Source organism: Streptomyces sp., from assembly GCF_035645055.1.
GTDB lineage: Bacteria > Actinomycetota > Actinomycetes > Streptomycetales > Streptomycetaceae > Streptomyces.
On the sequence record NZ_DASQNH010000021.1, the window covers coordinates 25690 to 38879 of the forward strand.

The 13190-nt window shown below is 72.7% G+C and carries 10 protein-coding genes and 1 tRNA gene; 3 read left to right on the plus strand and 8 right to left on the minus strand.

Translation table 11 applies throughout. The features are described 5' to 3' along the window. Positions 1–17 precede the first annotated feature (17 nt). The 5 genes from VE614_RS06755 to VE614_RS06775 are packed head-to-tail and all read right to left on the minus strand — an operon-like array spanning position 18 to position 5276. Positions 18–716, minus strand: a complete 699-nt coding sequence (locus VE614_RS06755; RefSeq protein WP_324933617.1) for a dipeptide/oligopeptide/nickel ABC transporter ATP-binding protein — start codon at positions 714–716, stop codon at positions 18–20. Beyond that, positions 709–1809 (minus strand): ABC transporter ATP-binding protein, encoded by a 1101-nt coding sequence (locus tag VE614_RS06760; protein WP_414719535.1) that lies wholly within the window; start codon positions 1807–1809, stop codon positions 709–711. Before VE614_RS06760 ends, VE614_RS06755 begins: the two co-directional genes overlap by 8 nt. Beyond that, the gene (locus tag VE614_RS06765) at positions 1806–2711 is read right to left on the minus strand and encodes an ABC transporter permease (protein ID WP_324933620.1); all 906 of its coding nucleotides are present in this window, start codon (positions 2709–2711) and stop codon (positions 1806–1808) included. The genes VE614_RS06760 and VE614_RS06765 overlap by 4 nt, the downstream gene beginning before the upstream one ends. After that, positions 2701–3669 carry an ABC transporter permease gene (locus VE614_RS06770; RefSeq protein ID WP_324933924.1) on the minus strand — a complete coding sequence of 323 codons (969 nt, stop codon included), beginning with the start codon at positions 3667–3669 and terminating at the stop codon, positions 2701–2703. The genes VE614_RS06765 and VE614_RS06770 overlap by 11 nt, the downstream gene beginning before the upstream one ends. 20 nt (positions 3670–3689) lie before the next feature. Next, entirely contained in the window at positions 3690–5276 is a 1587-nt protein-coding gene (locus VE614_RS06775) for an ABC transporter substrate-binding protein (RefSeq protein WP_324933623.1), read from the minus strand. A 196-nt stretch (positions 5277–5472) separates the two neighbouring features. On the opposite strand from VE614_RS06775, the gene VE614_RS06780 reads away from it, so the two are divergent. Together VE614_RS06780 and VE614_RS06785 are read left to right on the plus strand one after the other, a co-directional pair. Further along, a complete protein-coding gene (locus VE614_RS06780) occupies positions 5473–7137 on the plus strand; it encodes an alkaline phosphatase D family protein (protein ID WP_324933625.1) in 1665 nt (554 codons plus the stop codon). 210 nt (positions 7138–7347) lie between these two features. Further along, positions 7348–8721, plus strand: a complete 1374-nt coding sequence (locus VE614_RS06785; RefSeq protein ID WP_324933627.1) for a carbohydrate-binding protein — start codon at positions 7348–7350, stop codon at positions 8719–8721. A 286-nt stretch (positions 8722–9007) separates the two neighbouring features. On the opposite strand, the gene VE614_RS06795 is transcribed toward VE614_RS06785, so the two are convergent. After that, complete coding sequence (locus VE614_RS06795; RefSeq protein ID WP_324933629.1) at positions 9008–10132, minus strand: amidinotransferase; 1125 nt, start codon at positions 10130–10132, stop codon at positions 9008–9010. Positions 10133–10631: 499 nt separating this feature from the next. Here VE614_RS06795 and VE614_RS06800 point away from each other — a divergent pair, with 499 nt between their 5' ends. After that, positions 10632–11501: an SGNH/GDSL hydrolase family protein gene (locus VE614_RS06800; protein ID WP_324933631.1), complete on the plus strand. Its 870-nt coding sequence runs from the start codon at positions 10632–10634 to the stop codon at positions 11499–11501. Between the two features lie 101 nt (positions 11502–11602). On the opposite strand, the gene VE614_RS06805 is transcribed toward VE614_RS06800, so the two are convergent. Together VE614_RS06805 and VE614_RS06810 are read right to left on the minus strand one after the other, a co-directional pair. Beyond that, positions 11603–11687, minus strand: a tRNA-Leu gene (locus VE614_RS06805). Positions 11688–12111: 424 nt separating this feature from the next. Beyond that, the gene (locus VE614_RS06810; protein WP_324933633.1) at positions 12112–13167 is read right to left on the minus strand and encodes a sugar phosphate isomerase/epimerase; all 1056 of its coding nucleotides are present in this window, start codon (positions 13165–13167) and stop codon (positions 12112–12114) included. Positions 13168–13190: the final 23 nt, after the last annotated feature.

Consider the following 13190-nt stretch of genomic DNA (forward strand, 5'->3'; position numbering starts at 1 on the left):
GGTGTGACCGATGGGTTTCAGGCCGGCCCGGCTCCCACCGGCTCGGCCGGCCGGGTACCGGGCGCGCGCAGGTCGTCCCAGTGGACCGTGCGGTCGCACCAGCGGCGCAGCAGGGTGTGGTCGTGGCCGACGGCCAGCAGGCCCGCGCCGGTACGGGCTCGGTAGTCCTCGACGACCGCGACCAGGGCGGCGCTGGTGGAGGCGTCGAGCATCGCCGTCATCTCGTCGCACACCAGCCAGCGCGGGCCCAGTATCAGGGCGCGGGCCAGGCAGGCCCGTTGCAGCTGGCCGTCGCTGACCTCGTGCGGGCGCCTGGTCAGCAGGTCCGCGGTCAGGCCGACCGTCTCGGCGAGTTCGGCGACCCGTTCCGGCGCCCCGGTGCGTCGGCCGGTGGCGCGCAGGGGTTCCGCGACCAGGTCGGCCAGTGTCATCCGGGGGTCGGCGGAGAGCCGGGCCTGCTGGAAGACGACGCCGAAGGAGGTGCGCCGGGCGCGCGGGGCGCGGTGCCGCCAGCGGTGGACGGGGGTGCCGTCGAGGACGACGGTGCCCGCGTCGGGGCGGTGCAGCAGGGCGGCGACCCGGGCGAGGGTGGACTTGCCGCAGCCGCTGGGGCCGAGCAGGCCGACAGCCTCGCCGGGGGCGACGGTCAGGGAGACGTCCCGGACGACGGGGACCCGGCGGTCGTATCCGGCGGTGATGGCGCGCAGTTCAAGCACGGACGTCCTCCACGGCGTGCGGGTGGTGGCAGGCGACCGTGCCGGCCGTCGGCGGCGGGGTGGCGCAGACGTCGGTGGCGCGGTCGCAGCGGGCGGCGAAGGCGCAGCCGCCGGGCAGGTCGCCGAGTTCCGGGGGCATGCCGGGGATGGGCGTGAAGGCCCGGTCCGGCAGGGCGTCGAGCAGGCCGCGGCTGTAGGGGTGGCGGGGGCCGGGCGCGCCGAAGAAGGCGGCGGCGTCGGCGAGTTCCACGATCCGGCCCGCGTACATCACCGCGACCCGGTCGGCGATCCGCTCGGCGGCGGCCAGGTCGTGGGTGATCATCAGCAGGGCACGGCCGGTGCCGTCGGCGTCGACGTGCCGCCGCAGTTCGTCGACCGTGCGGTCCACCAGGTCGCGGTCGAGACCCGTGGTCGGCTCGTCGGCCAGCAGCAGCGGGGCGTCGCCGACCAGGGCCAGCGCGGTGGCGGCCCGCTGGGCGAGGCCGCCCGACAACTCGTGCGGGTGGCGGTCGAGATGGCCGGCCGGGAACGCGGCGCGTTCGGCGGCGGCCTCCGCGGCGGCCCGCAGGGCGTCCCGGCCGCGGACCGGGGTCAGCGCGGCGACGGTCTCCTCCAGCTGGGAGCGGATGGTGCGTACGGGGGTGAGATGCGCGGCCGGGCTCTGCGGGACCAGACCGATGAGGCGGCCCCGGACCGTGCGGGCCAGGGTCCGCTCGTCGGCGGAGAGCAGGTCCAGATCGCCGAGCAGCGCCTGCCCGGCGGTCTGGGCGTTGCCGGGCAGCAGCCCGAGCAGGGCGGAGGCGAGCACGGACTTGCCGCAGCCGCTCTCCCCGATCAGGGCCAGGCACTCACCGGCCGCGACCTCGAAGTGGGCGTCGGTCACGGCGGCGATCCGGCGTCCACCGGGCATGAGAAACCGCACGGACAGTCCGCGCACCGCGAGCACGGGAGCCGCACGCCCGGCCGCGGCGCCGGCCTTGTCCAGGGCATGGACGTCGGCCGCCGCGTCACCGGCGGCCAGAGCGTCGGCCCTCGCCACCGAACCGTCACCGCGCCCGGCGGCAGCCGCTCTCACCGCGTTCGTCTCGTTCACAGCATCAGCTCCGATCGGCGGCGGGGATTGATGCGTTCTCGCCAGGCGCCGGCGAGGCCGGCGATGGCGAGGGTGGGGAGGATGATGAACAGGCCGGGGAACAGGGTGGGCCACCACTGTCCGGCGAGGAGCGAGCCGCGGGCGCCCTGGATCAGGGTGCCGAGGCTCGCGGTGTGGGTGGGCAGGCCGAGTCCGAGGAAGGACAGCGCGGACTCGTGCCACATGGCGTGCGGCACCATCAGCACGGCGGCGAGCGCGGCCTGCGGCAGTACGCCGGGCAGGAGGTGCCGTACGGTCACCCGCCACCGGGACGCTCCCCCGCTGACGGCGGCGTCGATGTACGGGCGGGAGCGCAGGGACAGCACCTCGGCGCGCACGATCCGCGCGGTGGACAGCCAGTGGGTGAGGGCGACGGAGACCACCACCGGCCAGACGCCGGGCCGGAACATGGCGACGATGAAGATGCCGAGCAGCAGGTGCGGCACGGAGGAGACGGTGTCGACGACCCGCATGATGCCCCGGTCGGCCCAGCCGCCGAGGGCTCCGGCGGTAGCCCCCACAGCGGTGCCGATGACGGTCGCGGTCAGCGCCGCCGCCACGCCGACGAGCAGGGACACGCGCAGCCCGTAGACGCAGCGCAGCAGCAGGTCACGGCCGACGTCGTCGGTGCCGAACGGGTGCGCCCAGGAGGGGGCTCGCAGTTTGGCGGCCAGGTCGACGGCCTGCTGGTCGAGCTGGACCAGGGGCGGGACGAGCAGCACGGCGAGGACGGTCACGGCGAGCAGGGCGGCCGAGACGCGGACCCGCAGGGTGCGGGTGGTGCGGCGCTTTCCGCCGTACGACCGCCAGACGGGCTCGGCCGGGGACGGGGCGGCGGCGGGCGCCGGTGCGTCACATGTCACTGAGTTTCACCCTCGGGTCGAACAGTCCGTAGAGCAGGTCGGCGAGCAGGTTGCCGACGAGGACGGCGGCGGTGGCGAGCGTGGTCAGCGCGGCCAGCAGCGGGAAGTCGACGGCGGTGGCCGCCTCGACGGTGGCCGCGGCGATGCCGGGCCAGCTGAACACGGTCTCGACCAGCAGCGCGCCGGTGATGAGTTCGGGCACGCGGGAGCCGATCAGGGTGAGCACGGGCAGCAGTCCGGAGCGCAGCGCGTGGCCGAGCAGCACGGTGTGTTCGGCCAGGCCTCGGGCGCGGGCGCCGCGCACCGGGTCCTCCGCGAGGGCGTCGCCGACGCCCTGGCGGACGTAGAGCGTGAACCACGGCAGCTGGGAGACGGCGAGGACGCCGGCGGGCAGCAGCAGGTGGCTGGTGACCTGCCCGAACGTGACGTGTTCGCTGGCGGTGTCGGTGAGGCCACCCGCCGGGAGGAGGTCCCACTGGAGAGCGAAGAGCCACACGGCGAGCAGCGCGATCCAGAAGACCGGGGCGGCTTCCAGCAGGTAGGCGAGGGAGGTGACGGCCCGGTCGGGGAGGGATCCGGGGCGGCGCGCGGCGAGCACACCGAGGACGGTGCCGAGCAGCACGGCGACGGCGAACGCGACCGCGCACAGCAGCGCGGACCACACCAGGCGTTCGGCGATGACCTGGGTCACCGGCTGCCGCAGCACGCTGGAGTGGCCGAGGTCGCCGCCGAGCGCGGCGGTCAGCCAGTCCCACCAGCGGACCCAGAACGGCTCGTCCACGCCGAGGTTGGCGCGCAGCCGGTCCAGGGTCTCCTGGTCGGCGCCGAGGGCGGCGGTCCCGGCGTAGGCCTTGACGGGGTCGAAGGGGGAGGCGGCGGCGATCGCGAACACGCCGAAGGTGACGGCGAGGAGGACGGGCCCCGCGAACAGGGCCCGCCGTCCCGCCAGGCGGGCCATCGCCCCCCAGGGCGGGGTGGTCATCGCTTGGGCTGCCAGTCCTCGATGTTCCACCAGGGGCCGCTGGCGAAGCCGTGCTCGTGCGGTTCGAGCTGGGTGGTCAGGCCGTCCCAGCGGTCGGCGAGCACGTAGAGGTGGTCGATGTGGGTGAGGAAGGTGTAGCCGGGGTTGTCCGCGAGGGCGCGCTGGAGCGTGCCGTAGGCGGTCTTGCGCTCGTCCGGGTCCTGGGTGCGGCGGCCGGTGTCGAGGGCCTTGTCGACGGCCGGGTTCCGGTAGCGGGCCATGTTGTTGAAGCCGTCGCCGGCGAGGGAGGAGTGCAGCAGGGTGTAGAGGCCGAAGTCGGGGTCGCCGACGCTGCCGAAGCCGGCCAGGACGGCGTCCTTGCCCATGCGGGGCTCGATGACCTCCCAGGTGGCGCTCTCCACCGTCACGTCGATGCCGGCCTTCTTGGCGTCGGAGGCGTAGGCGAGGGCGTGGTCCTGGCGGACCTTGTCGCCGGAGGGGTAGAGCAGGGTGAACGCGGCGCGGCGGCCGTCCTTGGCGCGGATGCCGTCGTCGCCGGGCTTCCAGCCGGCCCGGTCGAGGATCCGCCGGGCCTTGCCGAGGTCGTGGGCGCGCTGGATGCCGTCGTCGAACCAGGGGTCGTCCATGGGCAGCGGCCCGTGGGCGGGGCGGCCGGCGCCGTCGAGGATCTTGTCGACCATGGCCTGGCGGTCCACGGCGGCGTCGAGGGCCTGCCGGATGGCGCGGTCCCCGGTGACCTCGTCGCCGGTGGGGAGGGTGACGGCACGGAAGTCGTAGGACTTCGCCTCGTAGGTGCGCTTGTCGTCGTCGTTCTTGAAGGTGGCGGCGAGGTTGGGCGGCAGGACGGCGCCGTCGAGGTCGCCGGAGCGCAGCCGGGTGGCGCGGACGTCGTCGTCGGCGATGACCGCCATGGTGAACGTCTTCACCTTGGGCGCGGGGCCCCAGTAGTGCGGGTTGGCCTTGAAGGTGAGCTTCTCGCCCTTGCGCCACTGCGCGAGCACGTACGGCCCGGTGCCGACCGGTTCGGTGTTGAGGGAGCCGGTGTTGGGGTCCTGCTGCGCGGCGATGTGCTCGGGGACGATGGGCAGGACGGTGCGGGCGGCGAAGGGCGCGTACGGGTACTTGAGGGTGAAGACGACCGTGTCGTCGCCGTCCGCGCGGACGCTCTTGACGGCGTCGAGTTCGCTCTTGGTGGTGTTGTTGGTCTTGGCGTCGAGGACGGTCCGGTAGGTGTAGACGACGTCATCGGCGGTGAGCGGCTCGCCGTCGCTGAACTTCACACCCTCGCGCAGGGTGAAGGTGTAGGTCCGTCCGCCGTCGGCGACCTTCGGCAGCGCGGCGGCCAGGGCCGGCTTCAGCCTCAGACCGGCATCGCGGGCGAGCAGCCCGTCGAAGATCTTCGAGTTGCCGTCCTTGCCGTAGCCGAGCAGCGGACTGAGGGTGTCCGGCTCGGAGGCGACACCGATGACCACGGACTCGGCGGCCTTGCCGTCGCCGGCCGTGTCGCCGGGTGCCGAGCAGGCGGCGACTCCGACGGTCATCGCCGCCGTGACGGCGGCACCTCGTATCCGACGGGCCGTCATCTCTCTCCCACCCCTGTTGCCAGATTCACGTTGTTGCATAGCGATGGCAATTAAAGGTCACCGAGGTGGCCGAACACCAGCCGGGGTGGCTGGATCACCACGTACGTCCCCCCGTGTGACGAGACCGCAGGGCACATCCGCATCGCGCATTTTGTCTGCTTAACATGCGTACTCAGCGTGACTGAGAGGACATCAGATGGCGCCCACAGGCCGTGGCCCGGGCCTGCCCGAGCATCCTTCCGCCCGCATCGACGCCGTGTGGCGTGCCGCGGCCCCGCACCTCGCCCGCCGCCGCTTCCTCACCGTCGCCGCGGCGGCCACCGCGCTCGCCTTCGGCACCGGCCTGCCCGCCCGCGGCGCGATGGCCGCGCCCCGGCTCGACGCCCGCCGGATCACCGAGAACCCCTTCACCCTGGGCGTCGCCTCCGGCGACCCGCTTCCCGACGCGGTGGTCCTGTGGACGCGGCTCGCCCCCGCGCCGTACGAACCGGACGGCGGACTGGGCCAGGAGCAGGTCTCCGTGAGCTGGGAGGTGGCCCTCGACGAGTGGTTCGCCGCCGTGGTGCGCGACGGCGTCGCCCTGGCCCACCCGGAATACGCGCACAGCGTGCACGTCGACGTCCAGGGCCTCACCCCGGACACCACGTACTACTACCGGTTCCGCACCGGCACGTGGATCAGCCCGGAGGGCCGCACCCGTACCGCGCCCGCCGAGGGCAGCGCCGTCTCGTCCCTGCGGCTCGCGGCCGTCGCCTGCCAGGCCTACCCCGACGGCTACTACACCGCCTACCGGCACCTGGCCCAGGAGGACGTCGACCTGGTCTTCCACCTCGGCGACTACCTGTACGAGTACCCGGTGAACTCGTCCGGCGGCGAACGCGGCTACGCCGCGGGCACGTTGCCGGACGCCTACAACCGGGAGACGATGACCCTCACGGACTACCGGATGCGGTACGCGCTGTACAAGAGCGACGAGGACCTCCAGGCCGCGCACGCCACCCATCCCTTCGTCGTCGCCTGGGACGACCACGAGACCGAGAACAACTACGCGGGCGCCATCCCCGAGAACGACGTGCCGCCGGAGGAGTTCCTGCTGCGCCGGGCCGCCGCCTACCGCGCGTACTGGGAGAACCAGCCGCTGCGCGCCGCACAGCTGCCCCAGGGGCCGGACGCCCGGCTGTACCGGCGGCTCCACTGGGGCACCCTCTCCCAGTTCGACGTGCTCGACACCCGGCAGTACCGCTCCGACCAGGCCTACGGCGACCGCCCCCACGTTCCGGGCCCCGAGTCGGACGACCCGGCGCGCACCCTCACCGGCGACGCGCAGGAACGCTGGCTGATCGAGGGGTGGCAGGCCTCGGACGCGCTGTGGAACGTGGTGCCGCAGCAGGTGCTGTTCTGCCAGCGCAACTTCGACGTCACCAATCCGCCGAAGGTCTCCATGGACGCCTGGGACGGCTACCGCGCCTCACGCGACCGGGTCGTCGCCGGGGCGAAGGCGGCCGGCCTCGCCAACTGGATCGTCCTCACGGGCGACGTCCACGTGGGCTACGCCCTGGACATCAAGGACGACTTCGACGAACCGGCGTCCCGGACCCTCGGCACCGAACTCGCCTGCACCTCCATCACCAGCGGCAAGGACGGCGCGGACAAGCCGGTCAACTGGGAGGCGCATCTGCGGGCCAACCCGCACATGAAGTTCTACAACGGCAAACGCGGCTACCTCCGGATGGAGCTGGACCGGGAGGCGGCCCGGTCGGACTTCCGGACCGTCTCCGCCGTGACCACCCCCGGCGCACCCGTCACGACGGCCGCGTCCTTCGTCACCGAGGTGGGCGACCCCGGCCTGAAACCCGCGTGAGCCCCTCCGCGTCCCGCGGTGCGTCCCGGGCGCGATGCGGTGGGCACGGCATCCCCCGGGCACGGGTCCCGGGGCCCGGCGTACTGCACATGGCGCCGCACGGCGTCACCGAAATCGCGTAAGCCCGCCGCCGGCGACATGGCCGGGGGCCGTTTGCGGCAAGGCCTAGAACTCACGGCAGCTTGCCCTTGAGCGAAGGAGACACGCCGCATGGCCCACAGACACACCGTCACCCGGCACCGGGCCGCGCTCACCGTGCTCGGTGCGCTGGTCCTCGCCGGGCTCCCGTCGGCCGCGGCGGGCGAGCCGAAGCCGTCCGCCGGGGCCGCCTCGTCGGCGGCGCAGACGCTCGGCGCCGACCAGCCGGCACAGGAGCTGCTCCTCGCGCTGGAGCGCGACCTCGGGCTGACCCGGAGCCAGGCCCAGGCCCGCCTGGTCAACGAGGCGGAGGCCGGCACCCGCGCGGGCCGGCTCCGCAACGCGCTGGGCGAGCGCTTCGCCGGCGCCTGGCTGCGGGGCACGGTCTCCGCCGAACTCACCGTCGCCACCACCAGCGCCGACGACGTGGCGGCCATCGAGGCGGAGGGCGCGAAGGCGGTGGTCGTCAAGAACACCCTGCCCCGGTTGCGGGCGGTGAAGGCCCAGCTGGACAAGACGGCCATCCTCACCGACACCCGCGACACACCGCTGTGGTACGTCGACGTGCCGGGCAACCGGGTGGTGCTGGAGGCCACGGACCGGTCGGCCGCGGAGGCCTTCGTCAAGGCGGCCGGGCTCACGCCGGAGCAGGTCGGCCTCCGGGTGACGACGAACCGGCCACGGCTGTTCGAGAACCTCACCGGCGGCGACGCCTTCTACATCGACGGCCTCGCCCGCTGCTCGATCGGCTTCTCCGTCACCAAGGAGCAGCAGCAGGGCTTCGTCTCGGCCGGCCACTGCGGCAAGCCGGGCGCCAGGACGACCGGGCACAACCAGGCCGACCAGGGCACCTTCCAGGCGTCCACGTTCCCCGGCAAGGACATGTCGTACGTGGCCGTCAACGCCGGCTGGACCGCGACCCCCGACGTCAAGGCGGAGGGCGACACGAAGGTGCAGGTCAGTGGATCGGTCGAGGCGCTCGTCGGCGCGTCGGTGTGCCGGTCCGGCTCGACCACCGGCTGGCACTGCGGAACCATCCAGCAGCACGGCACCAGCGTCAGCTACGCCGAGGGCACCGTCGACGGCCTGACCCAGACCACGGTGTGCGCGGAACCCGGCGACTCCGGGGGCCCGTACGTCGCGGGCGTCCAGGCGCAGGGCGTCACCTCCGGCGGCAGCGGTGACTGCACCAACGGCGGGACCACCTTCTACCAGCCGGTGATGCCGATCCTGAGCGACTTCGGCCTCACCCTGAAGACGGCGTCCGAGCAGACCGCGCCCACACCGCAGGGCACCGCGACGGCGGACGCGTGGGCCATGGGCCGGGTCTACGACGCCGGGGCCACCGTGACCCATGCCGGGGTGCGCTACCAGTGCCTTCAGCCGCACCAGGCGCAGGGCGCGTGGTCCCCGGAGGCCACTCCGGCGCTGTGGCAGCGGGTGTAGCGGCGGTCCGCGCCGGCGGCGGTCCGCGCCACGGCTCGGCCAGGAGGCCGTATGCCGTGGTGACGAACGGATCGCGGTGCCGGAAGCGCCGGGTGCACACCGCGGCCAGGGGCAGGGCCGTGCCGCTGTCGGGCCGGAAGCCGGGGAACGCCTGCCGGCCGATTGTGGCCCCGCTGTGCGAGTGCATCGGGCCGCCCTCGACCGGGTGACGGAACCAGCCCACGCGCTGCGCCTGAGGCGCGGTCCGGCACGGACCGCGCCTCAGGGCGCCGCGGCGGACGGGCCGTCAGTCGAAGTACGACTGGAGGGTGCCGCGGCGCCGGACGTCGAGCGTGGCGCAGTGGAACGAGCCGCCGAACGGCGCGTAGTGCAGCAGGTCGCACGGGATGGGCTCGAACCCCCACCGCTCCAGCGCCCGCAGCATCCCGGTGTGGTGCCGCTCCGCGATCACCCTCCGCTCATCGAGCATCAGCACGTTCATGCTGAGCCATCTGCCGCACATCGAGGTGAGCTTGAGCAGCGGGTCCCTGATGGGGGTGGGCTCCGGAGCGATCAGCACGTCCCACGAGTCCAGGATGCCGGGCAGCCGGTCGACGTCGACGTACTCGGGATTGACCAGCACCTTGCCGGGCGCGAGCGGCACGAACGTGGTGTCGATGTGCATGGGCGTGCGGCAGCGGCTCTCGATCTCGTGGATGCGGTAGGCGGGGCCGAGATGCCGGCGCAGCCACTCGATGCCCATCCGGTTGGTCACATTGCTCCGCGTGACGAAGAGGTCCCGTCCCGCCCGCACGAAATCCGCCGCGTCGAACACCGGCTCGAACTCGGTGAGGATGTAGCGCATCGGCTCGTCCGGGCCGGGGACCTGGAAGTCCTCCACGAACAGGTCCTCGGTGAGCTGGGGCCGGGGAGCCGCCGTCCAGCGGGCGCCGCGCCGGAAGTAGTCCTTGAGGACCGCGCGGTAGGAGTGCGTCTCGAAGTAGCGGCACGGCCAGGCCATCGGGGTCTCGATGATCTCGTCGCCGATCACCAGCATGCTGTCCCGCGGGCAGGTGTTGCAGAACCCGCGCGAGGACCAGTCGGGGGTGCCGAAGCGCCGCCCGTGATCGACCGGGTCGGGCCGCCTGACGGTGACGCCGAGGGACTCCAGGAGGGCGACGAAGCCGTCGAGTTCGCGCTGGGCGCGCTCGACCAGCAGCCGCGGATACCGGCGGCCGGCGGCGAACCCCTGCATGCGCGCGGCCCACGGCGGCACGTTGCACGTCACCACCGGATGGCTGGCGGGGATCCGCGACCCGTCCAGCCGCCCCACGATGATCTCCTCCAGCGGGTCCCATTCGTTGTACGAGCTGACGGGCGAGACCAGGGGTTCCGCGGGGTCGTCCGTCGCGAGGCTCCGCACGAGCGTCATGCCCACCCGCTTTCGGTCCGAGTCGATTCGCTGTGTTCACTACGTTACTCAACGTGTACCCGCCGCGCCGGTACCATGACCGCCGCGCGAGGCTATCGGCCGGCGACACCGGGCGGAGTGGGACGCGTACCACGATTCCCCCGGAGCGGCGCGCCCGGCACTCCGGGCCCGGCGGCACATCGCTCAACCAACACGTCGCTCAACCATCCACCCCAGCCGTTCGACGAGGAAGTGGCGGAATGGTCCGCGCCCTCGAGGTTCACGCCTTCATCGGCGACCTCCACTCGGGTGCGCTGGTGGGCCCGCGACGGGTGACAAGGAGGAGCCTCGGGCCGACCGTTGGGGTTTCAAGAAGTTCGGTCGGCAAGGTTGACGCCCGCGTGACACGCCTTCACATTACTTATCGGTAGAACCGATCGGTATTCCCGCACCCGGCTGCTCCTCGTGCTCCACGGTCGTACGGCACCCCTCACTCACCCGCCTCCCGAGAAGAGAGCACATGCGGAAGCCGATCAGGCATGTCATGCACTCGTCAGCGCTGGTCGGCGCGTTGAGCCTCGGCCTCAGCGGCGCCACCACCGCCCACGCCACCCCGAACCTGGACTACGCCGCACTCGGCGACAGCTACAGCGCCGGCTCGGGCGTCCTCCCGGTGGACCCCGCCAACCTGCTCTGCCTGCGCTCCACCGCGAACTACCCGCATCTCATCGCCGCCCGGACCGGCGCCCACCTCAAGGACGTGACCTGCGGCGGCGCCCAGACCAAGCACTTCAGCGAAGCCCAGTACCCGGGCGTGGCCCCGCAGCTGGACGCCGTCACCGCCGACACCGACCTGGTGACCCTCACCATCGGCGGCAACGACAACAACACCTTCATCAACGCCGTCACGGCCTGCGGCTCCGCGGGCCTGCTCAGCGGCGGCAAGGGCAGCCCGTGCAAGGACAAGCACGGCACCTCGTTCGACGACCGGATCGAAGCGAATACCTATCCGGCGGTCAAGGCCGCCCTGCAGCGCCTCCACGCCAAGGCACCCGGCGCCCGCGTCGCCGTACTGGGCTATCCCTGGATCACCCCGGCCACCGCCGAACCTGGCTGCTTCGCGAAACTCCCCATCGCCTCCGGTGACGTGCCGTATCTGCGCGGCATCCAGGCGCACCTCAACGCCGTCGTCCAGCGCGCCGCCGAAGAGACCGGATCCACCTACGTCGACTTCTCCCAGGTGTCCGACGGCCACGACGCCTGCAAGGCCGGCGGCACCCGGTGGATCGAACCGCTGCTGTTCGGCACCAGCGTCGTCCCCGTCCACCCCAACGCCCTCGGCGAGCGCCGCATGGCCGAACACGCGATGGACGTCCTCGGCCTCGGCTGACCCGGCGCACGGGAGACACAGGGAGAAGGACAGACATCGAGGGACGCGAGAGAAACACGCAAGGGTGGCCGGGATCGCTCCCGACCACCCTTCGTGATCTGTGTCCGAGGGGGGACTTGAACCCCCACGCCCGATAAAGGGCACTAGCACCTCAAGCTAGCGCGTCTGCCATTCCGCCACCCGGACCAGGTGTCTGCCGCCCGGCCGGGGCGTTCCCCGCGGCGACAGGGACAACAATACCAAGGTTTCGGAGTGCCTCTCACCTGCGTATCCGCACCCCTGGTGGGGCCCGGGCCGCCGGACGGCCACCCCCGCTCCAGGCGTCACCACAGGTGATGGGGGCGTCACTCGTCGACGTCGGGTGCCTCGGGGCGGTCGGCTCCGCGATGCCCTCGCGCCGGTCCCGGAACCGCGTCCCCGTTCCGCCAGTACCTGGTCCGGCCCGGCGAGGGTTCCAGGAGCGGGGGCGCCCTGTGGATGGCATGCGCCGACGGTAAAGGGAACCTGACGGAGGGTGGTCACCCTTCGGCCGCCGGCGCCGGGCGCGGGAAGGGACCTTCCCGGAGCCGGAACTCCGGGACAGGGCCCTTCCTGGTGCGCAGGCGCGCGGTCAGCACTTCTCCCGCAGTGAGTGCAGGTGCTCGCTGGACTTGCGGGCGAAGGTGAACGACTCGGCCGGGTTGTCGTGCTCGGCCTGCCAGTGGTGGGCGAACCGCTCGCCGCGCAGCCGGGTGACGGCGGACAGGAACCGCCGGTAGTCGATGTCGCCGTCACCGACGTCGACCATGCGGTAGCCGTGCTGGGTCGACGGGTCGCTCACCCCGTCCTTCACATGGAACAGCGGGTAGCGGTGCGGCCGCTTCAGCACGTAGTCGAGGGGGTCGAAGGGTGCGGGTGTGCCGTCGGGCCGCCTGGAGAAACGGAACTGGCCGACGTACGCCCAGTAGATGTCCATCTCCAGGTACACCAGGTCGGGGTCGGTCTCGGCGAGCAGCACGTCGTAGAGGCGCACGTGCGGCTTGTCGGCGGCGAAGGAGAACTCCTCGGAGTGGTTGTGCTGGTAGAACTTCATGCCGCGCGCCCTCGCCGCGGCGCCGTAGGTGTTGAAGTCCTCGGCCGCCCGCTTCCAGGCGTCGACGGTCGAGCCGTAGCGGAACGGGTTGGAAGCGGTGCCGATGTGCTTCAGGCCCAGTGCCTGGGCGTCGTCGAGGACCTTGGTGAGGTTGGTGGCGAAGGTGTAGGCGTCCGGGTCGCCGGAGTAGTAGCCGACGTGGCTGCCGATCGGGTTCAGGCCGTGGCTCCTGGCCAGCCGCTTGAGCTGGGCGAGGGTGATGGGGCCCGCGGAGCCCTGGGTGTATCCGGCGAACTCGACCTCGTCGTAGCCGTACCGCTCCAGCTCGGCGAAGACGGGGCCGAAGCCGAGGGTGGAGACCTTGTCGCGGAGGCTGTAGAGCTGGATGCCGAGCCGGCCGGGCGGCAGGACGGGGCGGCCACGGCCGGGCGCGCCGGCGGTACCGGGAGCCGCCGCGGTTTGCGTGGTGGCGGTCGCGGGGCCGGCCGCCGCGCCGAGCAGGGCGGCGGCGGTGGCGCCTGCGGCGACGCCGAGCATGCCGCGTCTGCCGATGCGGTGGGTGAGTTCGGGGTCGGGCTGGGAGAAGCGGCTCATGCCTGGAACTCCTCTGGGTCGAG

What these genes read in the sequence shown, in the direction of transcription:
- VE614_RS06780 (WP_324933625.1), top strand. Translation starts at nt 5,473, where the DNA reads ATGGCGCCCACAGGCCGTGGCCCGGGCCTGCCCGAGCATCCTTCCGCC.
- VE614_RS06810 (WP_324933633.1), bottom strand. Translation starts at nt 13,167, where the DNA reads ATGAGCCGCTTCTCCCAGCCCGACCCCGAACTCACCCACCGCATCGGC.
- VE614_RS06800 (WP_324933631.1), top strand. Translation starts at nt 10,632, where the DNA reads ATGCGGAAGCCGATCAGGCATGTCATGCACTCGTCAGCGCTGGTCGGC.
- VE614_RS06770 (WP_324933924.1), bottom strand. Translation starts at nt 3,669, where the DNA reads ATGGCCCGCCTGGCGGGACGGCGGGCCCTGTTCGCGGGGCCCGTCCTC.
- VE614_RS06785 (WP_324933627.1), top strand. Translation starts at nt 7,348, where the DNA reads ATGGCCCACAGACACACCGTCACCCGGCACCGGGCCGCGCTCACCGTG.
- VE614_RS06775 (WP_324933623.1), bottom strand. Translation starts at nt 5,276, where the DNA reads ATGACGGCCCGTCGGATACGAGGTGCCGCCGTCACGGCGGCGATGACC.
- VE614_RS06795 (WP_324933629.1), bottom strand. Translation starts at nt 10,132, where the DNA reads ATGACGCTCGTGCGGAGCCTCGCGACGGACGACCCCGCGGAACCCCTG.